The sequence below is a fragment of the Kitasatospora sp. NPDC001683 genome, from assembly GCF_053596495.1.
Genome location: NZ_JBSFGK010000022.1, coordinates 74,524 through 98,527, shown reverse-complemented (window position 1 = coordinate 98,527; position 24,004 = coordinate 74,524). Strand labels below are relative to the sequence as shown.

24 protein-coding genes, 1 tRNA gene and 1 pseudogene are annotated in these 24,004 nt (G+C 73.3%); 16 read left to right on the top strand and 10 right to left on the bottom strand.

What is annotated here, in order from left to right; translation table 11 throughout:
• Positions 1-474 (top strand): annotated as a pseudogene (locus tag ACWCYO_RS14790) (DEAD/DEAH box helicase); the annotation flags it as partial.
• Positions 475-728: 254 nt separating this feature from the next.
• Positions 729-1,562, top strand: a complete 834-nt coding sequence (locus ACWCYO_RS14785; protein ID WP_270145260.1) for a TIGR02452 family protein — start codon at positions 729-731, stop codon at positions 1,560-1,562.
• Positions 1,563-1,573: 11 nt separating this feature from the next.
• On the opposite strand, the gene ACWCYO_RS14780 is transcribed toward ACWCYO_RS14785, so the two are convergent.
• On the bottom strand, positions 1,574-1,909 hold the full coding sequence (locus ACWCYO_RS14780; RefSeq protein WP_270145258.1) for a hypothetical protein: 336 nt from the start codon (positions 1,907-1,909) through the stop codon (positions 1,574-1,576).
• A 101-nt stretch (positions 1,910-2,010) separates the two neighbouring features.
• Positions 2,011-3,117 (bottom strand): hypothetical protein, encoded by a 1,107-nt coding sequence (locus ACWCYO_RS14775; RefSeq protein ID WP_449784463.1) that lies wholly within the window; start codon positions 3,115-3,117, stop codon positions 2,011-2,013.
• Positions 3,118-3,259: 142 nt separating this feature from the next.
• On the opposite strand from ACWCYO_RS14775, the gene ACWCYO_RS14770 reads away from it, so the two are divergent.
• Complete coding sequence (locus ACWCYO_RS14770) at positions 3,260-4,354, top strand: low temperature requirement protein A (protein WP_449784462.1); 1,095 nt, start codon at positions 3,260-3,262, stop codon at positions 4,352-4,354.
• Positions 4,347-4,796, top strand: a complete 450-nt coding sequence (locus tag ACWCYO_RS14765) for an RICIN domain-containing protein (protein ID WP_270145253.1) — start codon at positions 4,347-4,349, stop codon at positions 4,794-4,796. Before ACWCYO_RS14770 ends, ACWCYO_RS14765 begins: the two co-directional genes overlap by 8 nt.
• 17 nt (positions 4,797-4,813) lie before the next feature.
• Here the strand turns inward: ACWCYO_RS14765 and ACWCYO_RS14760 are convergent, their stop codons facing one another.
• From ACWCYO_RS14760 to ACWCYO_RS14750, 3 genes are all read right to left on the bottom strand, one after another.
• Entirely contained in the window at positions 4,814-5,509 is a 696-nt protein-coding gene (locus ACWCYO_RS14760; protein WP_449784461.1) for a tyrosine-protein phosphatase, read from the bottom strand.
• 85 nt (positions 5,510-5,594) lie between these two features.
• Complete coding sequence (locus tag ACWCYO_RS14755; protein ID WP_449784460.1) at positions 5,595-6,356, bottom strand: SDR family oxidoreductase; 762 nt, start codon at positions 6,354-6,356, stop codon at positions 5,595-5,597.
• A 10-nt stretch (positions 6,357-6,366) separates the two neighbouring features.
• A complete protein-coding gene (locus ACWCYO_RS14750; RefSeq protein WP_270145247.1) occupies positions 6,367-7,581 on the bottom strand; it encodes a DNA glycosylase AlkZ-like family protein in 1,215 nt (404 codons plus the stop codon).
• Between the two features lie 111 nt (positions 7,582-7,692).
• Between ACWCYO_RS14750 and ACWCYO_RS14745 the strand changes: the two genes are divergently transcribed.
• From ACWCYO_RS14745 to ACWCYO_RS14725, 5 genes are all read left to right on the top strand, one after another.
• Positions 7,693-8,445, top strand: coding sequence for a nucleotidyltransferase domain-containing protein (locus ACWCYO_RS14745; protein WP_270145245.1), 753 nt, complete (start codon positions 7,693-7,695; stop codon positions 8,443-8,445).
• A gap of 49 nt (positions 8,446-8,494) precedes the next feature.
• A tRNA-Lys gene (locus ACWCYO_RS14740) sits at positions 8,495-8,567 on the top strand.
• A gap of 434 nt (positions 8,568-9,001) precedes the next feature.
• On the top strand, positions 9,002-9,511 hold the full coding sequence (locus ACWCYO_RS14735; protein WP_270145243.1) for a F0F1 ATP synthase subunit B family protein: 510 nt from the start codon (positions 9,002-9,004) through the stop codon (positions 9,509-9,511).
• A 106-nt stretch (positions 9,512-9,617) separates the two neighbouring features.
• Positions 9,618-9,932: a hypothetical protein gene (locus ACWCYO_RS14730; RefSeq protein WP_449784459.1), complete on the top strand. Its 315-nt coding sequence runs from the start codon at positions 9,618-9,620 to the stop codon at positions 9,930-9,932.
• Between the two features lie 309 nt (positions 9,933-10,241).
• Positions 10,242-12,248, top strand: a complete 2,007-nt coding sequence (locus ACWCYO_RS14725; RefSeq protein ID WP_449784458.1) for a carbamoyltransferase C-terminal domain-containing protein — start codon at positions 10,242-10,244, stop codon at positions 12,246-12,248.
• 94 nt (positions 12,249-12,342) lie between these two features.
• Here the strand turns inward: ACWCYO_RS14725 and ACWCYO_RS14720 are convergent, their stop codons facing one another.
• Genes ACWCYO_RS14720 through ACWCYO_RS14710 form a run of 3 tightly spaced genes read right to left on the bottom strand, consistent with a single transcriptional unit; the run spans position 12,343 to position 14,704 of the window.
• Positions 12,343-12,528, bottom strand: coding sequence for a hypothetical protein (locus ACWCYO_RS14720; protein ID WP_030289436.1), 186 nt, complete (start codon positions 12,526-12,528; stop codon positions 12,343-12,345).
• Between the two features lie 38 nt (positions 12,529-12,566).
• Entirely contained in the window at positions 12,567-13,412 is an 846-nt protein-coding gene (locus tag ACWCYO_RS14715; RefSeq protein WP_449784457.1) for a class I SAM-dependent methyltransferase, read from the bottom strand.
• Positions 13,409-14,704 carry a cytochrome P450 gene (locus tag ACWCYO_RS14710; RefSeq protein ID WP_449784456.1) on the bottom strand — a complete coding sequence of 432 codons (1,296 nt, stop codon included), beginning with the start codon at positions 14,702-14,704 and terminating at the stop codon, positions 13,409-13,411. Before ACWCYO_RS14710 ends, ACWCYO_RS14715 begins: the two co-directional genes overlap by 4 nt.
• A 394-nt stretch (positions 14,705-15,098) precedes the next feature.
• Between ACWCYO_RS14710 and ACWCYO_RS14705 the strand changes: the two genes are divergently transcribed.
• The 3 genes from ACWCYO_RS14705 to ACWCYO_RS14695 all read left to right on the top strand — a co-directional run bounded on the left by ACWCYO_RS14705 (position 15,099) and on the right by ACWCYO_RS14695 (position 17,413).
• The gene (locus tag ACWCYO_RS14705) at positions 15,099-15,467 is read left to right on the top strand and encodes a hypothetical protein (protein ID WP_223886012.1); all 369 of its coding nucleotides are present in this window, start codon (positions 15,099-15,101) and stop codon (positions 15,465-15,467) included.
• Between the two features lie 93 nt (positions 15,468-15,560).
• Positions 15,561-16,553, top strand: coding sequence for an ABC transporter ATP-binding protein (locus ACWCYO_RS14700; RefSeq protein ID WP_270145232.1), 993 nt, complete (start codon positions 15,561-15,563; stop codon positions 16,551-16,553).
• On the top strand, positions 16,550-17,413 hold the full coding sequence (locus ACWCYO_RS14695) for an ABC transporter permease (protein WP_270145230.1): 864 nt from the start codon (positions 16,550-16,552) through the stop codon (positions 17,411-17,413). The genes ACWCYO_RS14700 and ACWCYO_RS14695 overlap by 4 nt, the downstream gene beginning before the upstream one ends.
• Positions 17,414-17,470: 57 nt before the next feature.
• On the opposite strand, the gene ACWCYO_RS14690 is transcribed toward ACWCYO_RS14695, so the two are convergent.
• Positions 17,471-18,694, bottom strand: a complete 1,224-nt coding sequence (locus tag ACWCYO_RS14690; protein WP_270145228.1) for an RNA-guided endonuclease InsQ/TnpB family protein — start codon at positions 18,692-18,694, stop codon at positions 17,471-17,473.
• A 187-nt stretch (positions 18,695-18,881) separates the two neighbouring features.
• On the opposite strand from ACWCYO_RS14690, the gene ACWCYO_RS14685 reads away from it, so the two are divergent.
• From ACWCYO_RS14685 to ACWCYO_RS14670, 4 genes are read left to right on the top strand one after another with little or no spacing between them, the layout of a single operon-like run.
• Positions 18,882-20,069 carry a cytochrome P450 gene (locus ACWCYO_RS14685; RefSeq protein WP_449784455.1) on the top strand — a complete coding sequence of 396 codons (1,188 nt, stop codon included), beginning with the start codon at positions 18,882-18,884 and terminating at the stop codon, positions 20,067-20,069.
• Entirely contained in the window at positions 20,066-21,283 is a 1,218-nt protein-coding gene (locus ACWCYO_RS14680; protein ID WP_449784454.1) for a flavin monoamine oxidase family protein, read from the top strand. The genes ACWCYO_RS14685 and ACWCYO_RS14680 overlap by 4 nt, the downstream gene beginning before the upstream one ends.
• 11 nt (positions 21,284-21,294) lie before the next feature.
• Positions 21,295-22,233 carry a Rieske 2Fe-2S domain-containing protein gene (locus tag ACWCYO_RS14675; protein WP_449784453.1) on the top strand — a complete coding sequence of 313 codons (939 nt, stop codon included), beginning with the start codon at positions 21,295-21,297 and terminating at the stop codon, positions 22,231-22,233.
• A complete protein-coding gene (locus ACWCYO_RS14670; RefSeq protein WP_449784452.1) occupies positions 22,226-22,999 on the top strand; it encodes an alpha/beta fold hydrolase in 774 nt (257 codons plus the stop codon). Before ACWCYO_RS14675 ends, ACWCYO_RS14670 begins: the two co-directional genes overlap by 8 nt.
• A gap of 63 nt (positions 23,000-23,062) precedes the next feature.
• On the opposite strand, the gene ACWCYO_RS14665 is transcribed toward ACWCYO_RS14670, so the two are convergent.
• Entirely contained in the window at positions 23,063-23,914 is an 852-nt protein-coding gene (locus tag ACWCYO_RS14665) for an SDR family oxidoreductase (protein ID WP_449784451.1), read from the bottom strand.
• Positions 23,915-24,004: the final 90 nt, after the last annotated feature.

Sequence of the window (24,004 nt, the reverse complement as noted above, 5' to 3'; positions counted from 1 at the left end):
GGCGGCTTCAACCGCGACCGTGGTGGCTTCGGTGCCGGCCGGGACCGCGACGACCGTCGCTCGGGCGGCTTCAACCGTGACGACCGCGGCGACCGTGGCGGCTTCAACCGCGACCGTGGTGGCTTCGGTGCCGGCCGGGACCGCGACGACCGTCGCTCGGGCGGCTTCAACCGTGACGACCGCGGCGACCGCGGTGGCTTCAACCGCGACCGCGACGACCGCGGCGGCCGCTCCTTCGGTGACCGTCCGGCCCGCTCCTTCGGCGACCGCCCGTCCTTCGGCCGGGACCGCGACGAGCGCGGCGGCAGCAACAGCCGCCCGTTCTCGCGCCGTGACGACCACCGCTCCGGCGGCCGTCCGCAGGCCGACCGCGGTGGCTTCAACCGGGACCGCGGCGGCTTCGACCGCGACCGCGGCGGCTTCAACGGCGGCGGCTTCAACCGCGACGACCGCAAGCCGCGCTGGAAGAACTGACGTCGTACGGCCGGTGGGCGACCACCGGCCGGGCTGAGCCGCACGGCTGAGGCCACGACCGAAGCGCAGGACCGAAACACACACGAAGGGCCCGCTCCGTCCCCGGAGCGGGCCCTTCGTGTTCCCCCGATTTTCCCCCGTGTCCCCCCGACCCCCCCCCGAACACCTCGCTGCTGCTCGCCCCCCGAGGTGTTGTTCTGGGAGTGAGAATAACCTGTGGCGCGCGGTGCCGGTAGTCCCGTAGCGTCACGGACATGAGCAGCAGACTGCATGAAGTGGCACGGGTGAACGAGGAGATCGCCGAGCGGGGGAGCTACCGGACGGCCGGGGGCGAGCTCGTGCAGGTGGGGGAGCAGTTGGCGGCGGCCAGGGCCGGCACGGTGTCCTACGCGCCGGCGGACCTGGACGCGCTGCTGGCGGCGGGGGAGCGCGGGCCCGGTCCGGCCGGCGGGCGGATCGAGGTGACGGCAGAGGGCAGCATGGACGCCGCCCGGCGGCTGGTCGCGGCCGGGGCCGGGCCGGTCGGGGTGCTGAACTTCGCCTCCGCGCGCAACCCCGGCGGCGGCTACCTGCGCGGCGCCCGCGCCCAGGAGGAGGACCTGTGCCGCAGCGCGCTGCTGTACAGCTGTCTGGTGGAGGCGCCGGACTACTACGAGGCGCACCGGGCCTCGACGGACCTGCGGTACAGCCACCGGGTGATCGTCTCGCCCGCGGTGCCGGTGATCCGGAACGGCCGGGGCGACCTGACGGCCCGGCCGTACCCGGTCACCTTCCTGACCTCGCCCGCGCCCAACGCCGGTCAGCTGGAACGGCGTTCGGCCGGTGAGGACGTCCGGCGGGTGCTCGCCGAGCGGGCCGTCCGGGTGCTCGCGGCGGCGGCCCGGCACGAGGTCCGCGCCCTGGTGCTCGGCGCCTGGGGCTGCGGGGTGTTCCGCAACGACCCGGCCCAGGTCGCCGAGGCCTTCGAGGGCGCGCTGGCCCGGTACGGGGGCGCGTTCGAGCAGGTGGTGTTCGCGGTCTGGGACCGCTCACCGGTCTCGGCGAACCGGGCCGCCTTCGAGGCGCGGTTCGGCGCGGCGGTCCGCTGAACCGTTGCCGGTCAGCGCTTGCGGGCGGCCAGCACGGTCGCGGCCGTGGAGGCCGCCGCGACCACCCCGGTGACGGCGAACACGGACGGCCAGGCGCCGATCCGCTTCGCCAGCGGGTGCGAGCCGCCGAAGGCCGCCACGTAGAGGCCGGTCAGCGCCGCCGCGGCGGCCGTGCCCGAGCTCCGGCGCCACTGCGCGGCCGCCCCGGCCCCGGCCACCGCCAGTACCGCGCCGCCCAGTTCGCGCCGGCCGCTCCAGCGGGCCACGCCGTAACCGCCGACCAGACCGCTCGCCGCGGTCAGCGCGGCGGGCGCGGCGGCCGCGAGCGCGTTCGGGACCTTCGCCATCGTCGACTCCACTCGTGGGGCTCGTAGGGGCTGTGCGTCGGCTTCCGACCATAACCCGGCGAACAGGACGGCCCCCGGGGGCCTGCGGTCGGGCCGCCCGGTCAGCCGAAGGCCGACACCGTGGACATCCCCGGCACCGTCCGGGCCAGCAGCCGCGCCGCCTCCGCCGGGTCCAGCACCCGCTCCAGCCGCAGGTCCCCCGGCACCTCCTGGATGAAGCGACCGGCCGACCAGCTGCGCTCGTACGGCAGTTGCTCCAGCACCAGGGTGCGCACGCCGTCCACCACCGGGATGTCGCTGGGCGTGCCCTCGTTCCAGAGCCAGGAGCCGTCCGGCGCCACCAGGTTGAAGGCGCCGGTGGCGATCAGCCGGCGGCCGTCCAGGAACTCCGTCCGGGCCAGCGCCACCACCTCCGGGTCCTGCGGGGTGCCGGGCAGGTGGCCGCCGCCGATCAGCACGTCGGCGAGCAGGGTGTGCAGCTGGAAGGTGTCGCTCAGGCCGCTCATCCGCAGCAGGTAGCCGGTGCCGGTGGGGCGGTCGAGCACCAGCAGCGGCTCGTCGTCGAGCATCAGCGCCAGGTGGGTCAGGCCCTTGAAGTCGTGCTGCTCGCCCTCGTACCGGTCGAACAGCTCCAGCAGCACCTCGGTGACGCCCGAGGCGCGGGCCTCGGCCCGGACCGACGCGTGCGCGTACACCGCCCAGGCGGCCTGCTGCCACAGGTGCAGCGTCCACCAGCCGACCACGGCCAGGTGGGCGTTCCACGCGTCGAGCTGCTCCGGGCCCTCGATCCGGGCGTGCGCCTCGGCCGGATCGTCCGCCTCCTGATCCGGCAGCGGGCCGCCGCCGGTCCGCGCCCAGTGTTCGACCAGCCGCTGCGCCCCGGTCAGCGCCCCGCGCAGGCCGGCCAGCACCGGACCGGCGCAGGCCACCGGGTCGGCGCCGGACTCCACGCAGGCGCCCACGACCATCGCCAGGTGGGCCCGCGGGAACGGCGGGGCGTCCGGCAGCAGCGGGGCCAGCCGGGGCCCGGCGGCCTGCCGCTCGGCCGGCCCGGACGGGCCGAACAGCCCGCCGACCAGGCCCAGGGCCGGGCCGAAGCGCTCGTCGTCGCCGGCCGCGACCACCGCCTCCAGTTCGGCCACCGCCTCCAGGAGGGTGGGCTGCTGACGCGGCGACGGGATGTTATCGGCGTTCTGCTCGTTGGACATTCGCCGCAGCATAGGCGGCGCGGCCGGTCCACCGGAAACGCCCCTGCACGTCGGCCTGGTGACGGATACTCGCGCGGTGACCGAGTCCCCTGTTTCTCCTGTCGCCCCTGATACGGACGAGATACCCGAGCCCGCCCTCAGGGTGGCGCCGCTCGAACTCTTCCTGGACCTCGTGTTCGTCTTCACCATCACCCAGCTCACCGGCAGTCTGGTCCACCACCTCACGCCGGGCGGTTTCGCCCAGGTGCTGGTGATGCTGGGGGTGATCTGGTGGATGTACGACGCCTTCATCTGGCTGACGAACGCGATGCCGCCGCGCACCCACGGGCGGCGCGGGCTGCTGATGCTGGCGATGGGCGGCTTCCTGGTGATCTCGCTGTCCGTGCCGCACGCCTTCGAGGGCAGCGGCGCCGCCTTCGGCTGGGCGTACCTGGTGGTGGTCGCCCTGCACACCGGGATGTTCGCCGCCGCCGGGGTGACACCCGCCGCGGTGCTCGGGATGGGTGCCTCCAACCTGGCCATCGGCGCCCTGGTGGTGGCCGGCGGCTACCTCACCGGCACCGTCCAACTCGCCTTCTGGGCCGTGGGTTTCGCGATGCAGTACGTCACCCAGCGGGCCGCCCGGCTGCCCGAGTTCCGGCTGCGCGCGGACCACTTCGTGGAGCGGCACGGGCTGATCGTGATCATCGCGTTCGGCGAGTCGGTGATCGCCATCGGGGTGGGGGCGGGAGCCGGCGAGCTCGGGCCCGCGCTGATCGCCGTCGCGCTGCTCAGCCTGAGCGTCTGCGTCGGGCTCTGGTGGGCGTACTTCGGGCACGACGACGACGCCCGCGCCGAGCACCACATGGCCGCGCTGTCCTCCGCCGAGCGCAACCGGGCGGCGGTGTCCGTCTACTACCTCGGCCACCTCGGGCTGCTGCTGGGCGTGCTGCTGTTCGCCGCCGGGGTGAAGTCGGCGACCGCCCACCCCGCCGCCGCGATCACCCAGCCGCAGGCCGTCGCGCTGGCCGGCGGCATCACGCTGTACCTGGTGGTGAACACCGCGATCCGGCGCTTCTTCGGGCTGGGGCCCCAGCTGCCCCGGCTGATCGGCGCCGCCCTGGTCGCGGGGACCGTTCGGCTGGGCACCGGGGTGTCGGCACTGGCCCAGGTCGGCGCCGTGGTCGCGGTGCTGGCCGCGGTCTTCGGCTACGAGGCCGTCTGTCGGCGCCCGGTGGGAGACTCCGGGCATGACTGACAGTGCGATCACCGACGGCCGCTACCGGATCCGCAACGTCGGCAGCGGCCTGCTGCTGGAGGTCGCCGAGGCCTCCCGGCGCAGCGGCGCCCGGATCCGCCTGGGCGCGGACGACGGCTCCGACGCCCAGCTCTGGCAGCTCTCCGCCGTCCACCCCGGCGGTGCGCTCTTCCACATCGAGAACGCCGGCAGCGGCAAGCGCCTCGACGTCACCGGTGCCTCCCCGGAGGACGGCGTCCCGATCCAGCAGTGGTCCGCCAACGCCTTCGGCGCCCAGGAGTGGCTGCTGGAGGCCCACGTCGACGCCCCGGGGACGTACACCGTCACCAGCTTCATCAGCGGCAAGCCGCTGACCGCCCCGCAGGCCCGGGAGGCGGGCGTCCAGCAGTGGGAGGACGTCGACTCGCCCACCCAGTGGTGGCGCTTCGAGCGGCAGGGGTAGCCCGAGCGCCCGCTTCCTCAGGCCGAGAGGTTGGCCCGGAGGGCGTGGAGGTCGGCGTCGGTGAGGCCGTGGGCGTGGAGGTAGGCGGGGACGGTGCCGTGGTGGATGCGGATCCAGGCGAGGGAGGAGGCGATGAGTTCGGCGCCGACCGGGCGGGAGAGGCGCTCGCTGCCGGTCTCGTCGACGTACGGGGTCGGGCCCTTGTCCAGGCCGAGGCCGGGGTTGGAGAGCAGGAAGTCGGCGGTGACGTCGGCGTCCGAGGCGCCCAGCAGGGCCTGGAGGACGGCGATGGTGAGGCCGGTGCGGTCCTTGCCGACCGCGCAGTGCACGATCACCGGCACCGCCTCGGGGGCGGCCAGCCGGCGGATGATCGCGGTGAGCGAGGGGCCGGCGGTCTCCGGCATGAAGGTGTAGAGCGCGGCCTGGTCCTCGGGCCAGGGCCGGTCGACGTCGCCGCGGTTGGCGGGCAGGGTCGGCAGGTTGAGGGACTCGTAGTCGAGGCCGTGCCGCTGGTCCGGCCAGGTCTCCAGCTCGAACGGGCTGCGCAGGTCGACCACCGTCCGCAGGCCGAGGTCCTTGAGCTTCCGGGCGCCCTCCTCGGTGAGCGTGTGGAGGGAGCCGGAGCGGTACAGCACGCCCCGGCGCAGCGCGCCGATCCCGCCCGCGTCACGGAAGTTGCGCACACCAGGGATGTCGATGAAGGCATCGGTCATGGCGTCCACCGTACGGGTGCGGACGGACCGGGGGAAGGAAACCGGAGGGGGCTGTTCGGCGTCGGGCGGGCGCCGAACAGGGCGCTCAGCGCCCGCCGGAGACCTCCAGGAACGCCCCCGTGGTGTACGAGGCGGCCGGGGAGAGCAGGAACAGGATCGCCTCGGCGACCTCCTCCGGCTGCCCGCCGCGCAGCATCGGCAGGGCCGGCGCGACCCGGTCGACCCGGCCCGGCTCGCCGCCGAGCGCGTGGATGCCGGTGTGGATCAGGCCGGGGCGGACGCAGTTGACCCGGATGCCCTCGGCGGCGACCTCCAGCGCCAGCCCGCGGGTCATCGAGTCCACCGCGCCCTTGGCGGCCGCGTAGTCGACGTACTCGTTCGGCGAGCCGATCCGGGAGGCGGCGGAGCCGACGTTGACGATCGCGCCGCCGCGCCCGCCGTGCCGGGTGGACATCCGGCGGACGGCCTGGGCCGCGCACAGGAACGGGCCGGTGATGTTGGCGGCCCAGATCCGGTTCAGCCGGTCCTCGTCGATCTCCTCCAGCCGGCACTGCCGCTCCAGCGTGCCCGCGTTGTTCACCAGTCCGGTGAGCGGCCCGAGTTCGGCGTCCACGGTGGCGAACAGCCGTTCCACGTCGGCGCTGCGGCTGACGTCGGCCCGGACGGCGATCGCGGTGCCGCCCGCGGCCCGGACGGCGTCCACGACGGCGGTGGCCGAGGCGTCGTCGGTACGGTAGTTGACGCAGACCCGGTAGCCGCGGCGGGCGGCCAGCAGCGCGGTGGCGGCGCCGATGCCGCGGCCGGCGCCGGTGACGATCAGGACCTCGTCGGTGGTGGTGGTCGACATGGTCGGTACGCTACCCGGCCGTCCCGGCTGCTGCGGCCGCCCGCAGCGCGGCGATCCTCGGGGCGCGGCTCCTCGGCGAGTCGAGGCTGAAGCCGCGGGCGTCGCCGAGCTCGTCCCGGACGAACGCCTCGGTGCGGGCCACCGCCTCGCGCAACGCGTCGTCCGGCGGGACGAAGGACAGGTGCACGATCTCGGCCCGCTCGGTGTCGTACTCCCACAGGCCGACGATCCGGCCGCGGTCCAGCACCAGGTGGGTCTGCGGGTCGGCCTCGCCGCCGAAGGTGCGCCCGGTCCGGCCGGCGGGCAGTGGGCGGGCGGCGTCGGCCGGGTCGAGCAGCCGGGACAGGTCGCGGTGCAGCAGGTGGATGCCGTCGATGCCGGCCAGCAGGGTGTAGTGCGGCTCGGTGGGTGCCTCGAACTCGGCGAACTCCTCGGCGAGTTCGGGTAGCAGCAGCAGTTCGGAACCGGGCTCCAGCGGGACCGCCCCGGCCTCGGCGACGGCCCGGCGGGCGGTGGCCGCGGTGAAGCCGGAGAACCAGCGGAAGTGCCCGAGGGTGGCCGGCCCCGCCCAGGAGAGGTAGCGGCGGGCGAGGTCGACGGCGCTGCCCGCGACCGGCTGGTCCCAGCCGATGTAGCCGTAACGCTGTTGGTCCAGGCGGCCGTTGACCGGCACCCGGCGGATCCGGCCGCGCGACTGCATCAGCCCGAGGGCGAGCGGCAGGGTGGTCGCCAGGCCGCGCTTGCGGCCCGCCTCGCCGAGCGGCCGGGCGGCGTCGCCGACCGCCTCCCGGATCGTGGTCGGGTCCAGCGGGCCGCCGTCGGACAGCACCCGCTCGATGGCGAGGCAGAGCTGCTCCACCTCGTCCCGGCTGACCCCCAGGTGCTTGGCCGCGGCGGCCAGTTCACCCTCCGGGGCGGCCGCGCCGACGGCCAGGCCGAGCGCGAAGTCGGCGGCGGGCAGCAGGTAGGTGCAGCCGCGGGCGGACGGCAGCTCGTGCACCTGCAACCCCGCCACCGCCGCGTCCACCGCGGCCCGGCCGAGCCCGGCCCGGGCGAACAGGCCCAGGTACGGGGCCGCGCCGCCGACCGAGCGGGCCCAGCCGGTGGCGGCCAGCACCTCGGCGGCGGACGCCCCGGGGTGCTGGCGGTCCAGCCACTGCCGGTGGGACCACCAGGCCCGCAACTTCTCGATGCCGACGGTTTCCGGACGGGGATCGTGCTGCATGGGGGCCAGTATCGACGGCCGGGCGGTCCCCGGTCCGGAAATCGCTCGCCCGGCGCGGCCCGCTCGGGAGAGGATGCGCTCTCCGGCAGGGCGTTCGAAAGGAGTCCAACGATGCTCACCTCGCCCGGCACCGTGCTGCTCTCCGGCATCGTCGGCTCCACCGCGTACGGCCTCGCCCACGCCGGCTCCGACCTCGACCGGCTGGGCCTGTTCGCCGTTCCCACCGAGGAGTTGCACGGCCTGCACCGCCCGGCCGAGTCGCACGTCACGACCGAACCGGACGTGACCCTGCACGAGGCCGCCAAGTGGTGCCGGCTGGCGCTGTCCTGCAACCCGACCGCCTCCGAACTGGTCTGGCTGCCGGAGGACCTGTACGAGACCCTCACCCCGCTCGGTCGCGAACTGGTCGGGATCCGCTCGAGCTTCCTCAGCGCACCGGCCGTCCGCAAGGCCTATCTCGGTTACGCGGACCAGCAGTTCCGCAAGCTGCTCACCCGCGACACCACCGACCCGGCCACCCGCCGCCGGGCCGCCAAGCACGCCCGGCACCTGGTCCGGCTGGTCGAGCAGGCCGTCCGGCTGCACCGCACCGGCCGGAACCTGATCCGGTTGCCCGATCCGGAGCGCGTCCGCGAACTGGGCGAACGCATCGCCGACCGCCCCGCGACCGCCGAACAACTGCTCGCCGACGCCGCCGAGCGCCTCGCCGGCCCCGGCGTCCTGCCCGAGGCCCCGGACCCGCGCCCCGCCGAGGCCTGGCTCCGTCGGGTCCGCGCCGCCCACTACGGTCCGGCCCGAGCCGCGCTCCCCGCTCCCGGCGCGCCCACCCAATCCACTGGCGGAGCCCTGGGGCCCACCGGGTAGGATCGCGGTGGCCCTCCCCACCCGGGACCAGCCCGGTACGGAGAGCCGCGGGGCATTAGCTCAATTGGCAGAGCTGCGGACTTTTAATCCGTAGGTTCAGGGTTCGAGCCCCTGATGCCCCACTCCAGCCGACGGCGGGGACACGGTGCGCCACCGTGTCTCCGCCGTCCTGGCATCCGGCCCCGTGCGGCGCCGAGGCGGCGCAAGCCCTGACGGCGGCTCCCGTCGAGCAGCCGGGCCCGGAGCAGCAGGGACTCGTCGGGACGGTGGTCCGCTGCCGGGGGCCGACTCGGCGAACCGACACCGGCGACGTGCGGCAGCCGCTCGGCCCACGGGTCGGCGAGGTTGATGACCAGCGTGGCCGCCGACGGTTCGTACTGCAGGCCGTTCACGAGCCTTCTCCAGAGTTCGTCGGGTACGGAGCCCTTGTGCGGGAACTCTCTCCTACGAGCCCGGAGAACCGGTCGAGCTGCCGGGGAGGCCGGCGCCGTCCGTCGGGGCCGATCGGGGAGGGGGCGCCGGAGTTGGGCGACGGAGGCTCAACTATCTTGATGTCATGGGACCTTTGAAACCGGATCTTGCCCAAGTCATTGTCGGACTCGTCTGTTTCTTCCTGATATTCGGGCTGCTCGGGGCGGTGGTGCTGCCGCGGATCGAGAAGCTGCTCGGGGAACGCCGGGATGCCACCGAGGGCGGTGTCGAGCGGGCCGAGGAGGCGCGGGCCGAGGCCCAGCGGGTGTACGAGGAGTTCCAGGCGGAGCTCACCGCGGCGCGACACGAGGCGGCGCTGATCCGGCAGACCGCGACCGAGGAGGGTGCGGCGCTGATCGCGCGGCTGCGGGCCGAGGGGCAGGAGCTGCGGGACCGGATGCTGGCCGAGGCGCAGGTGCAGCTGGCGGCGGACCGGGTGCTGGCCGAGGCCGAGCTGCGCGAGGACGTGATCCGGCTCGCCGGTGAGCTCGCGGGCCGGGTGATCGGTGAGCCGGTCGCCGAGCTGCCGCGCACCCGGGCGATCGCCGACGAGTTCTTCGCCGCCCAGGACGCCCGGGCGGGCCTCGGCGCCTGACCGCCCGCCCCCGTCGTACTTCCCCCACCAACGGCTCGGGTCCCGGGCAGTGGTCCAGCCACTGTCCGGGACCCGAGCCGTCCCGGCATCCGGAAGGAACGTGCACGTGGCCGCGGTGGGCGGCGCCAAGCTGGACCACACCGAGGCGGTGCTGCCGGCGGACGGGACGCACCTGGTGAAGGCGGCCCTGGTCGGCGGTGCGGAGCTGGCCTACCCGGAGGGCGCCTCGGCCGAGGTGGACGCGTTCTCGGTGTTCGGCGGGGTCGACCTGACCGTTCCGGCCGGGACCGCGGTGGAGGTCAGCGGGTTCTCGCTGCTCGGCGGCCGTAGCAAGGGCGTGGCCGGTGAGCCCGGTGGCGCGGTGGTCAAGGTCCGCTCGTACTCGCTGGTCGGCGGCGTCAAGGTCCGGCAGGCGGTCTGACCGGGCCGGACCCCCGTTTCGGGGCAGCGCCGCCACGACCGGGCCGGGACGGGTGCGGGAGCACCGGGGGCCGGGGCGGCGGTCGGGGGCACGGCCCCGCTGCGCATGCGTACGCCCGGGCGCCGGGACGTGCGTAAACGGGGATTTCAGTATGTACCGGGCCTCCGCGCGCGTGGTCGAATGACCGGGTAGTCGCTGGCGCCGGGGGCAGGCGGCCGGCCCTGGCGGGGTGCGGGAAATCCCCCCGCGTACGGGCCGGAAATACCTCGTCCTGACAGAACCTGGCAGACCGAGGAAAAAGAGGTAACCGTGGCCGAGCATTTCCTTTCCGCCTATCTCACGCCGCCGGGGCCGGGTGCGGTCTTCTCGGTCCGGCACGACCAGAACGTCGCGCTGTGGCGCCGGGACGGCGCGGACGTCGAGCTGGTCCGGGTCTGGGAACTGGAACGGGTCAGCGGACAGAAGCACCACTTCTGGCCGCTCTACACCGAGGGCCGGTCGGAGGCCTTCCTGTCCGCGCTGCTGGCGGAGGAGGGGCTGACCCTCGACGACGTCACCGCCACCTGGGGCACCCCCGGGCTGCCGAAGGCGCAGCCGGTGCCGAAGCCGGCCGGGGCCGAGGACTTCCCGCTGCACAGCCTGGCGCACCTGTTCAGCGGCGTGCTGCGGGACGTCCCGCTGTTCCGCGAGGGCCAGATCGTCGGCCTGGCGATCGACGCCCTGCCCGACTACGCGCAGGAGAGCCGCCCGAACCCGTACTGGTACGCCGGCTGCGTGGTCAAGCAGGGCCGGATCACCTTCGAGCCGGTGGAGTCCCCCGGGCCGCTGTACACCGCGGCCGAGACGGTGTTCGGGCTGGAGCCCGGCTCGCTGATGGCGCTCGCCTCCGCCTCCACGGCCGCGATCGAGTTCGACGCCGAGGCCGCGATCGCCGACGTCACCTTCTTCGGCGGCTCCGCGACCCAGCCCTGGAAGGCCGCCCACGACCTGGTGCGCTCGGTGGTGGACGCCGCCGAGCAGCAGCTCGCCGACGTCGAGCTGGACGACTCGCTCAGCCGCGAGGACCACCTGCGCAGCGCCGTGATGAAGGTGATCCAGCGCTGCTGCGAGGGCGTCGCGATCCGCAACGTGGAGCGGCTGCTGGAGGTCGGCGGCATCCGCGCCGAGGACACCCACCTCGCCACCACCGGAGGCTACGCGCTCAACTGCCCCACCAACACCCTGCTGATGGACCGCTTCGGCTTCCGCGGCCTGGTCACCCCGCCGTGCGCGAACGACTCCGGCCAGGGCATCGGCCTCGGCCTGCTCGGCCTGTACGGGGCCGGCGCGCTCGACGGCTCGGACCTGCGGATCGTCTCCCCGTACTACGGCCGGGACGTCCTGGACACCGAGGAGGCACTGGCCGAGTTCGCGCCGTGGATCGTCTCGGTCACGGACTTCGAGGCCGAGCGCTTCGTCGCCGACGTCTCGGACGGCGTGATCGCCTGGGTGGACGGCCGGGCCGAGCTCGGGCCGCGCGCGCTGGGCCACCGCAGCCTGCTCGGCGATCCGCGCTCGCAGAAGGTCAAGGACCTGCTGAACGAGTACAAGCGGCGCCAGTGGTGGCGGCCGGTCGCGCCGATGGTGATGGCCGAGCACGCGGGCGACTGGTTCGCCTCCGACCGCGAGTCGCCGTACATGCTGGAGGCCGTCCAGGTCCGGCCGGAGGTGCGGGAGTTGGTGCCGGCGATCGTCCACCTGGACGGTTCGGCCCGGCACCAGACCGTCACCGCGGAGTCCAACCCGGCGCTGCACCGGGCGCTGGACGCCTTCCGGGCCGCCACCGGGGTGCCGATCCTGTGCAACACCTCGCTCAACGACAAGGCCGAGGCCGTCGTCGACCAGGCCGCGCAGGCGCTCAACTTCTGTGTCCGCAAGGGAGTTCAGGTGCTGTACCTGTGCGGCCGCCGGGTCGAGCTGCGGGCCGAGCCGGTGCCGGCCGTCGAGGCGCCGACCGAGCCGCGGCCGCGCGCCCTGGAGTACTTCGCCGGGCAGGAGGCGGACCGCGACGCGCTGTGGCAGGGCTGGCTGGACGCCGGCTACACCGTCGAGGGCATGTACCACCTCTCGCGCAGCCACCAGTTGCGCGCCGAGCAGGAGCTGTCCACGCCGGAGCGGGTCAACCTGCTGGCGGCGTACCGGGCGAAGGTGGACCCGTCGTTCACCGGGCTGGTGAACAACTTCCGCCGCACCCACGGGCCGGGCGGCTCCTTCGTCGACCCGTCCACGCTGACCGGGGCGTTCGGGGTGATCAATCCGCTGCGGCGCGGCAAGTAGCACGCGGCGAGGCGGAACGGGTCGGGGGGTAAGGCTTTGAAGCCTTACCCCCCGACCCGTTGTGCTGCTAAGCCGCTCGGCGTCGACCCCACCGTCAGTAGCGCGGCTTCCGGGTCAGCGCCAGGCCGCCCAGCAGGAAGGCCACCCCGAGCACGCCGGCGACCACCGCGGAGGTGGTGTCGGCGGGCTTCTGGCTGGCGTCCATCACGGCGGTGACCAGGCCGGCGACGGCGCTGATGTAGCAGAAGATGGTGATGAAGATCTTCACCTTGGGGTGCATGGAGGTGTTCCTTTCCGGTGTCCGGGAGGGATGGTGGGTCAGCAGGTTTCCTGCGGTCCGCGACCCGCGGGTGCGGTCGCGGCGGCGGTGAGGCCGAGCAGCATCACCCAGGCGTCGGGGTCCGACCGGAAGCGGTTCCAGCGGTCCGCGGCGAGGGCGAGTTCGGCCAGTGAGAGGACGCCCCGGGCGACCAGCGGCTCCAGGCGCTGCGGGCCGAGCTGCGGGGCGAAGGCCTCGGTGGGGTGGTCGTCGTTGGTGGTGGCGAACGGGCGCAGCACCGGCTGTTCGAAGCCGGCCGCGCGCAGCAGCCGGGGGAGCCGGCGCCCGATCGAGCGGTCGCCGCCGTCGGCGCGCTGGGCGGCGGCCATCTTGGCGTGCACGCCCGCGAGTTCGGGGTACGAGGGCTCGGCCGCGCCCCACAGCGCGGAGTCCACCTCGGTGACGGCGACCCGGCCGCCGGGGCGCAGCACCCGGCGGACCTCGGCGAGCACCGCGACCGGGTCGGGCACGTGCTGGAGGACGTAGCGCAGCAGCACGAAGTCCACGCTGGCCTCCGGCAGCGGCAGTTCGGCGCCGTCGGCGACCAGCAGGGTGACGCCGGGGGCGGCCGCGTGGGCGAGCAGCTCGGCGTCGATGTCGGCGGCGATCAGGGTGGTGCCGGCGGGCAGTGCGGCGCGCAGCCGTCGGGTCACCGCGCCGGGGCCGGCGCCGAGTTCGAGCACCGTGCCGCTGCCGGCGAGGCCCAGCTCGCGCAGGATGCGCAGCTCCTCGGGGAAGGACAGCGCGGCCTGCGCCTCCAGCCGGTCCAGTTCGGCGCCCAGACCGCCGCCGGTGGTGCGGGCGGGGTCGTAGGAGCCGCCGACGGGGCGTGCGGACGTGGTCATCGGGGCCTCGCGATCATCGTCATGCCGTGCTTGGGGCGGAGGGTGACCAGGGCCTCGGGTTCGACCGGGAAGCCCTCGACCAGCTCCAGCCGGACCGACTGGAGCAGGGAGGCGAGCACCAGGACGGCCTCCAGCATCGCGAAGTGCTGCCCGACGCAGATCCGGTCCCCGCCGCCGAACGGCAGGTAGAGGTGGCTGGGCAGGTCGGCGCCGTCGAAGCGGTCCGGGCGGTACGCGTCCGGCTCGGTCCAGTACTCGGGGTGGCGGTGCAGCACCCACTGGCTGACGCACACCAGGGTGCCCGGCTCGACGTCGTACCCGCCGATGACGTCGGGACCGGCGGCCCGGCGGGAGATCAGCCAGACCGGCGGGTAGAGCCGCATCGCCTCCTGGATCGCCCGGCGGCAGGCCGGGAGGTCCTGGAGGTCGGCGGCGGTCGGCGGGCGGCCGCCGAGGACGCGGTCGACCTCCTCGCGGACCTTGGCCAGCTCCTCCGGGTGGCGGTCGAGCAGGTAGAGCGTCCAGGTCAGGGACTTGGCGGTGGTCTCGTGGCCGGCCATCACGATGGTCAGCACCTGGTCGCGCAGGTCCTCGTCGGAGACCAGGTGGTGGCTGGACATCATGGTGTCCAGCAGGTCGCCGCCCCTGGTGCCACTGCCGGCCGTGCTGCCGCCGCCCGCGCGGCGGGAGGCGATCAGGGTACGGGTGACGGTGTTGAGGAAGACCCGGGCGCGGCCGAAGTCGGCGTACCGGCGGGCGGTGTCGGCCGGGTCCGGGTCCGGGTTCGGTACGTAGTGGCCGATGCAGCGGTTGACGGCGTCCACCGCGCGGCCGAAGCCCTCGCCGATGCCGTCGATGTCGGCGCCGAGGATGGCGTGGGTGAGGATGCCCAGGGTGAGCGCGGTGAAGTGCTGGTCCACCTCCAGCGGGGTGCCGGCCTCGACGGACGGCCGCCAACGCTCCAGCATCCCGGCGGTGGCGTCGGTGACGATGGTGTCGAAGGTGCGGACCGCGCTGGGGCGGAACGCCGGTGCGGTGAGGTGCCGTTGGCGGGCCCAGTCGGCGCCGTTGCTGGTCAGCAGCCCGTTGCCGAGCAGCGGGCGCAGCATGGCGTCGTCCGGGGTGCCCTCCTTGGTGTAGTTGGCGCCGTTGTCCTTCAGGACGTGCCTGGCGTACTCGGGGCGGTTGAGCAGGTAGACGGTGTCGCCGTCGGCCCGGTGCCGCGTGATGTCGCCGTAGGTGCGGGCCAGGCCGGTGATGAAGTCGAGCGGCGACTCCCTCATCAGTGCCATGTCGACGTCGTCGGCAGGGCCTGGCGGGACGGTGTGCGTAGGCACGGTGCGGACCACCCCCGTGTTTCCTCTCGATGCTCACCCGGGATTTCCGGAATACGTACGCCCCGGCGAATACGTACGTACGCATTTCCCGGCGATTTCCCGGTATACGCATTCGGATGCGTATGCGATACGTATTCTGATGCGTATTCAGGGGTGCCGGACGCTTGAAATCTACCGCACCGGCCGCACGTGCTCAATACTTAGTCCTGGCACCGGAAGTGAGGTCTTGGCGGCCAATTGCGGCCGTGTCATTCTTCATTTGTCGGCGGCGCCGGGAAGCAGCAAGTGCCAAGCACCGAGTGCCGAGGGCCGCCGGCAATCCGGTAACCAGAGAAAAGGAAAAAGTCTCATGGCTTTGGACCAGAGGAAGCGGGCCGAGTTCGTCAACGGCTACACCCGCGCCCTGATCAGCGCCTGGTCGAGCGAGGAGTACGCGGCCCGCCTGCGTACCGACGCCCGTGCCGCCCTCGCCGAGGCCGGCCTGGAGCTCCCGGCCGACGCGGAGATCGTCATCGTCCAGACTGCCGCCGAGGGCGAGCAGGAGGGCAACCTCGAGGTGCAGGTGGAGCTGTACGAGATCGGTCTGGCGACCGGCCGTTACGAGTTCCACATCCCGGAGACCCCGCAGATCGACACCGCCGAGCTGAGCGAGGGCGACCTGTCGGACATCGCGGCCGGCGGCAACTCCTGCTGCTGCCCGTGCTGCTGCTGCACCTGATCGAGCCGGGAAACCCGCCCGCCGGGCAAGGCGCCCGGCCGGTCGACCTGAGCACCAGGTCGGCCTGAACACCCCACAGAGGAGCGATCCACAGTGGCGACTGCCGTCGGGGAACACCCCGTCTCAGTCCGCGGCCTGCGCAAGAGTTACGGCGACTGGCACGCGGTCCAGGGCCTGGATCTGGACATCCACCAGGGTGAGGTCTTCGCCCTGCTCGGGCCGAACGGCGCGGGCAAGACGACGACCGTCGAAATCCTGGAGGGCGTCCGCCAGCGAACCGGCGGTGACGTGCGGGTCCTCGGCTGTGACCCAGCCGAGGACCGGCGCGAGTGGCGCGCCAGGATCGGGGTGGTTCCGCAGACCACCGGCGCCTACTCGGACCTGACGGTCCGTGAGGTGGTCGAGCACTTCGCGGCGTTCTACCCGAACCCGCTCCCGGTCGGCCAGGTCATCGACATGGTCGGACTGGGCAAGCACGAGAAGAAGCAGAGCACGGACCTCTCCGGAGGCCAGGCCCGGCGGCTCGACGTCGCGGTGGGCATCGTCGGCGACCCGGACCTGATCTTCCTCGACGAACCCACCACCGGGTTGGACCCGGTGGCTCGCCGGGAGGCCTGGGACCTGGTCCGCTACTTCTCCGAGCGCGGTCGCACCACCGTGCTCACCACGCACTACCTCGACGAGGCCGAGGCGCTGTGCCAGCGCGCCGCGGTGATCGTCGCCGGCCGAGTGGTCCAGTGCGGGCCGCTGGCCGAGTTCGGCGGCCGCTCGCAGACTCCGACCACGGTCTCCTTCCGGATTCCGCCGGAGCTGGCCGGCCGCACGCTGCCGTCGTTGCCACCCGGGGCCGACCCGGCCCCGGTGGGCGCGGACGGCGTGCTCAGGATCGGCACCCACGCCCCGACCGCGCTGCTCGCGGCGCTGGTCCCGTGGGCGCACCAGGCGGGTGTCGCCGAGCTGCCCGAACTGCGGGTGCACCGGCCGACGCTGGAGGACGTCTACCTGGAGCTGATCCGGCAGAACGTCGACGGTACCGATCGTGGCGCCGACACCAGTCAGCTCATCTCCCAGGCGGGTACCCGATGACCCTCACCCAAGCCCCCGCTCCCAGCACGGGGATCGCCGAAACGCCCCGGCGCACCGGCCGGATGCCCGGCATCTGGCGGGCCGGCGCGGCCCGCTCCAAGGTGGAACTGCGGGCGTTCTTCCGCAACAAGCAGTCGCTGGTCTTCACCCTGATGTTCCCGGTGATCCTGCTGGTCGTCTTCGGCTCGATCTTCTCCGGCAAGGTGGCCGGCACCGACACCGACCTCAAGCAGGTGTTCATGGCCGGCATCATCGCCGCCGGCGTGATGAGCACCGCCTTCTCCGGCCTGGCCATCAACATCGCCATCGAGCGGGACACCGGCACGGTGCGCCGGCTCGCGATGACCCCGATGCCCAAGTCGGCGTACTTCGTCGGCAAGCTGGTACGGGTCATCGTCACCACCGCCCTGGAAGCGGTGCTGCTGATCGGCATCGCGCTGGCCCTGTTCGGACTGCCGCTGCCCAGCACCCCCGAGCGCTGGTTCACCCTCGGCTGGGACCTCGCGCTCGGCACCGTCGCCTGCGCGATGGCCGGCGCCGCCTACTCGGCGCTGATCCCCAACAGCCGGTCGGCGGCGGCGATCGTCACCCCGGTCTTCATGGTGCTGCAGTTCATCTCCGGCGTGTTCTTCCCGTTCGGCCAGCTGCCCGCCTGGATGCAGACGGTGGCCGCGTTCTTCCCGGTCAAGTGGATGGCCCAGGGCTTCCGCTCGGTCTTCCTGCCGGAATCCTTCAAGGCCGTCGAACCGGCCGGGAACTGGGAGCTGGGGCACATCGCGATGGTGCTCGTCGCCTGGTCGCTGGCCGGCCTGGTGCTGACCGCCTTCTCCTTCCGCTGGCGCGGGCCCCGGGTCCGCTGAGACCTCCTCGGAGCTGGATTTGACATCCTCCCCGCCCTGAACGGACGGGGATTCCCCTCAGCCTCGCGGCTGAGCCGCTGCGCGTGAGCGCGGCGGCGGGACGACTTCCTGCTTCACCGACGACCGCCCGCCCGGAGTGCTCCGTTGAGGTCTTACACCGTCTCCACAGGCTGCAACCGCCAGCCCGGCGGCCAGGATGTTCTTCGCCGCGTTCACGTCCCGGTCATGGGTCGCTCCGCAGCCGCACGTCCACTCACGGACGTTGAGCGGCATCTCGCCCCGCAAGATGCCGCAGGCCGAGCACAACTTGGACGAAGGGAACCAGCGGTCCACGACCACCAGGTCCCGTCCGTACCACTCGGCCTTGTACTCCAGCAGGGACCGCAGCTCGCTCCAGCTCGCGTCACTGACGGCGCGAGCCAGCGTCCGGTTCCTGAGCATGTTCCGGACGGTCAGGTCCTCGATCACGATCGTTTGGTTCTCACGAACGAGTCGAGTGGTGAGCTTGTGCAGGAAGTCCCTGCGCCGGTCGGCAATCCTGGCATACGCCCGGCCGACCTTGATCCGGGCCTTCACCCGGTTCGCACCGTCACCCTTGGCCTTACGGGACAACTCTCGCTGGGCCTTGGCGAGGCGTTCCCGGTCCTTGCGCTCGTGCTTCGGGTTGGTGATCTTCTCCCCGGTGGAGAGCGTCACGAGGCTGGCGATCCCGGCGTCGATCCCGACGGCCTTGTTGACCGGCGCGGGCATGGCCGGCCGGTCCTCGCACAGCATCGAGACGAACCAGCGACCCGCCGCGTCCTGCGACACGGTCACCGTGGACGGAACCGCCCCCTCGGGAAGAGGCCGCGACCACACGACGGCCAACGGCTCATCCATCTTCGCCAGGGTGAGGCGACCATCGCGGAACCGGAACGCGGACGATGTGTACTCGGCGGACCTGCGGGACTTCTTCCGGCTCTTGAACGTCGGGTACTTCGCACGCCTGGACCAGAAGTTGGCGAACGCCCCCTGCAAGTGCCGCAGCGCCTGCTGCAACGGAACCGACGACACCTCGGACAGGTACGCCAGTTCCTCGGTCCTCTTCCACGCCGTCAGCATCGCGGATGTGGCGTTGTAGTTCACCCGCTCCTGGCGCAGCGTCCACGCCTCGGTACGAGCCTGCAACGCCATGTTGTAGACCTTGCGCACGCACCCGAACGTGCGCGACAGCTCAGCCGCCTGCGCATCGGTCGGGTGGAAGCGGTACTTGAACGCCCGCTTCACGTGAGTGGTCGCCATGGACCACACACTAGCGCCACTGCGCATGGCCACGTGACGGGATGATCACCTACCGTGACGCCGGACCGCCTTGGCGGCGATACGGCTAACCCTGACCCTCCCCCAGCCTCCGGCCGGGGGTACCCCCATCGCGGGAGTTTCGTTTCCTCCCCCGGCTGAAGCCGGGAGTATCCACGAAAGGACTCCGATGACGACGGCGCCGGTGCGCCTGCCGGAGCACCTGATCCACCCGTTCGCCCCGGCCGGGCGGGCGAACCCGCACCCGGCGTACCGGTGGCTCAGGGACAACGACCCGGTCCACTACGACCCCGCCTCCCGGCTCTGGCTGGTCACCGCGCACGGCGACTGCGCGACGGTGCTGCGCGACCCGCGCTTCTCCGCCGCCCAGGGCCAGCGCGAGCGGGCCCGCGAGGACGCCCTGCCGCCGTCCATGCTCACCACCGACCCGCCGGACCACCACCGGCTCCGGGCCCCGGGGGCGCTGCTCCTGGGGCCGGCGGCCGTCCGGTCCGTCGCCGGCCTGCTCGCCGAGGACGTGGACGCGCTGGTCGACGCGCTGCCGGTGGGCGGTCGCGTGGACGCCGTCGCGGACATCGGCCGGCCGCTCGCCACCGCCGTGTACGCACGGCTGTTCGGGCTGCCCGCGGGGGAGCTGAAGCGCTTCGAGGCGCTCGCCCGGGCCGCCTCCGTCAACCTCGACCCGATGGTGCCCCCGGCCCGCGCCGCCCTCGGGCGCAGCGCGGCGACCGCGCTCACCCACTACCTGGACGGGCGCACCTCCTCGGTCGCGGGCAGCGAGGTGCCGCTGGCCGCCCTGGCCGCCGACGACCGGCTCAGCCGCGCCGAGATGCTCGGCATCCTCAACCTGGCCGTCATCGGCGGCTGGCAGCCGTTCGCCGAGTTCATCGGCAACGCGCTGCACCTGCTGCTGCCCGACCGTACGGCGGTGTCCTCCCTGGCGGGAGCCGACGAGGACCTCGCCCGCCTCGCCGTGGACGAGCTGCTCCGGTTGGAGGCGCCGATCCCCTTCACCGCCCGGGTCACCACCGACCGGGTCGAACTGGACGGGGGCGTACTGCCGTCCGGCGCCCGCGTCCTCGCGGTGCTCACCGCAGCCAACCGCGACCCGGCCGTCTTCGCCGACCCGGACGAGCTGCGTTTGGACCGCAGCCCCAATCCGCACCTCGGCTTCGGCGGCGGCCCGCACTTCTGCCTCGCCGCCCCGCTGGTCCGCCGGACCGCCGCCCTGCTGCTGCCCCGCCTGGTCCGCCGCTTCCCGGCCCTGCGCGGGCCGGACGGCGCGCCGGACTGGGACCAGTGCCTGGTGCCGCGACGGCTGCGGGCCTTCCCGATCGACCTCGGGGGTGCGCTGTGACCACGTACGACGTGATCGTGGTGGGCGCCGGAGCGTCCGGCCTGAACTGTGCCCGACTGCTGTCCCGGGAGGGCCTGTCCGTCGTGGTGTACGAGGCCCGGGAGCGGCTCGGCGGGCGGATCCACACCCACCAGCCCGCCGACGGCGGCCCGCCGCTGGAACTCGGCGCCCAGGTGGTGCACGGGGACCGCAACCCGGTGCACGAGCTGCTCGGTCCGGGGCGCACCAGCGCCGTACCGCGCCGGGTCACCGCCCGGATCGTCGAGGGCGGCGCCGACCGTCCGATGGGCTCGCTGAGCTCCGGCCGCCGCGCCCCCTGGCAGCTGGAGGCCATGCTGCGGCGCAGCCCCGGCGTCACCGGCCTGTCCGTCGGCAGTCGGCTGCGCGCGTGCGGCAGCACCGGCGCCGAGGCGGTGGCCGCTCTCGAGTGGTTCCGGCAGAACTGGGCCGCCGACCCGGAGCAGCTGAGCGCCGCCGGCGTCGCCGAGGCGCACCGCGGGGACGACGTCGGCGAGGGCGAGTTCGCCGTCGAGGGCGGCTTCGCCCGGCTGCCGGAGCGGCTGGCCGAGGGCCTGGACGGGCGGCTGCGGCTCGGCGAGCCCGTCCGGGAGCTGGCGTACGAGCCCGGGCGGGTCACCGTACGGACCGACGCCGGGACTTCGGCGGCCCGCGCGCTGGTGCTCACCGTCCCCCCGGCCGTCCCGGTCCCCGGGCTGCCCGTGTGGAAGCTGGCCGCCGCCGCCGACCTTCCGGCCGGGGACGGCTGCTGCGCGGTGATCACCCTGGACCGGCCCGCATCCGACACCGTGATCGTCTTCGACGTCGACGGCCGGACCGGGTTCACCCGTTGCACCGCAGGACGCCCCGAGGTGCTGGTGGTCGCCAAGGCCGGCGCCGCCGCCACCCTGCGCGCGGCCGGAGCCGACCGTACGGCGCTGTCCGCCCTGCTGGCCACCGCGCTGCCCTGGACCTCCGGCGCCGCCGTGCTGGACGTCGCGGTCGCCGACTGGGGCCAGGACCCGTACGCCGCAGGGGCGTTCACCGCGCCCCGGGCCGGCCTGGAGGACGCCGCCCGCCGCTGGGCCGAGCCGGTGGACGACACGCTGTTCTTCGCCGGCGAGGCGACCGTCGCGGGCGAACGACTGCCCTGGGTGCAGGGCGCCCTGGCGAGCGGCGAGCGGGCCGCCGAACAAGTCCTCAAGGCACTTCGATGAACGCGAGCCCCATGACTGTGCACCACGGCTGGTACCTGCTGGCCTTCCGATCCGAACTCGCCGACGAGATCACCCCCTTGGCGGTCGGCCCGCGCCGCCTGATCGCCGTCCGGGAGGAGGGGCGGGTGCGCGTGTTCGACGCCTCCTGCCCGCACCGCGGCGCCCACCTGGGCTACGGCGGACGGCGCGAGGGCGACTGCGTCGTCTGCCCGTTCCACGGCAAGCGGATCGGCCTCGGCGACCCCTCCAAGCACTGGTCGGTGGCCGAACACCGGGTGCTGGAGTGGGGCGACGCGTTGTTCGTCCGGCTCTCCGACGACCCGGACGGCGACCGCGGCTTCGAGCAGGCGGTGAAGGGCTGGGAGACGGACTACCCGCTGGTCGCGGCCGTCAGCCTGCCGGTGGACGTACCGTCCGAGTACGTGGTGGAGAACGCCTTCGACCCGGACCACTTCAAGGCCGTCCACGGCGTGCCCGGCAACCAGGGGATGGCCACCCGGACGGGCGAACACGGCGAGCTGGTCATCGAGGGCAAGTTCCTGATGCAGACCTCGCCCTGGCAGGACGCCCGGCGGTTGGAGGAGATCCGCTGGGAGGCCGTCCGGACGGGGCGCGTCCGCTGGGACTACAAGCCGCGCTTCCACGCCCAGGCGTTCAGCCCCAACGTGGTGGTCACCGAGTTCGGCCCGGAGGCGGAGCGGCAGGTGATCGTCACCGGTTCCGTGCCCACTGCGGACGGCGGCTGCACCGCCCGGGTCGCCATCGGCGTGCGCTCCGACCAGCGGGCAGCGCTGCCCGCCCTGCTCAGCGGCAGCGAGAAGGCACTCACCGAGGACAAGGTGGTGTGGGAGCACCTGGACCACGCCATGACCCCGCGCTACGACGCCCGGGACGAGCCCGTGCTCGCCTTCCGCTCCTTCTGCACCGACTTCGGGAGACTCGATGCCTGAGGGCCTGCACCTGCACCGCACCGGCAGCGGCCCTGCCGTGCTGTGGATCCACGGCTACACCATGGACTCCACCACCTGGCAGCCCCTGTGGGACCGCCTCCCCGGCTACACCCACATCGGCGTCGACCTGCCCGGCCACGGCGGCTCCGCCCCGCTCAGCCCGGGGCTCACGCTCCCCGCCCTGGCCGGGCAGCTGGCGGACGTTCTGAAGGAGACCGGCGCCCGCTCGGTCGTCGCACTCTCCTTCGGCTCCATGTCGGCCCTCCAACTCGCCATCCAAGAGCCGTCGTCGCTCGACCGCCTGGTACTCGCCGCCCCCACCCTCGCCGGCACCCCCAACGAGGACTCCGCCCGCGTCCGCTACCAGCAACTCGCGATGCTCTACCGCATGGTCGGCCCCGGCGAACAACTCGCCGACCTCTGGATGCAGTCCCCGCCCGACATCTTCACCGGCACCCAGCGCCACCCCGCCCTGCGCGCCGCCCTCCGCGAGGTGGTCGCCCGCCACAGCTGGGCCGAACTCGGCAACCGCGCCATGGACACCCTCACCGCCCACCGGCACACTCCCGAGGACCTCCGCCGCATCACCGCCCGCACCCTGGTGGTGCTGGGCGACGAGGACATGCCCGCGTTCGTCCGCAACGCCGAACTCCTGCGCGACACCGTCCCGGATTGCAGGCTGGAGACGCTGAAGGAGACCGGCCACCTCCCCCTCCTGGAACGCCCCGACATCTGCGCCGAGTTGATCGCCGCACACCTGTCCTGATCGCCGTGCGAAAGCGGCCCGCTCCCTGCCACCGCAGGGAGCGGGCCGCTTCGGTGCGCCGCGCTAACGAGTGTCGGCGGGACCGTCCACGTCCGTGGAAAGGGCCAGGTCCTTGGCCGCCTCCACCTCCGCCAACCGTGTCGTGAGGGCCTCCTGCACCAGGTGGTACGCGTCACTGCCCAGGAGCAGACGGCGCGGAGCGGGCTCGACGTCGACGGAGTCGATGATCGCCGCAACGATCTTGGCGGGGTCACCCGGAACGGGGAACTCGCCGGCCGCCGCAGCGCGGCGCATCTCCCCCACCGGCGTGTCGTCGTAGACCGCCATCGGCTCGGCCTGAGCGGCGCTGGAGCCGGCGAACTCGGTGCGAGCGCTGCCCGGTTCGACGAGCGTGACGCCGATCCCGAACGGCGCGATCTCCGGGATAACGGACTCGAAGAAGCCTTCGATGCCCCACTTGGTCGCGTGGTAGAGGCTCAGGTTGGGAAACGCGATCTGGCCGCCCATGCTGGACAGTTGGAGGATCCGGCCGGCGCCCTGGGCCCGCAGGTGCGGGATGACCGCGCGGGTGACGCGGATCGACCCGACCAGATTGGTGTCGATCTGGCGGGCGATCTGCTCGTCCGTGAGCTCCTCGGCGGCCCCGAACAGCGCGTACCCGGCGTTGTTGACGACCACGTCGATGCGTCCCAGGTCGGCGAACGCCTCGTCGACGACGGTGCGCACCGCCACCGGGTCTGTCACGTCGAGAGCGCGCACCCAGAGCCGGTCCCCGTAGCGCTCGGCCAGCTCGGCCAACGCGTCCGGCCTGCGCAGAGTCGCCGCCACCCGGTCGCCCCGCTCCAGCAGCGCCTCGGTGAGGCGACGCCCGAATCCGGACGACGTTCCGGTGATGAACCATGTCGACTGATGCATTCCCGCGCCTCTGATGTGTCGTTCCGTCATATTCCTTGACCTCCAGTGAGGTTAGCGATCCCGCCTTCCCCCCGTCGAGCGAGCCGGAAC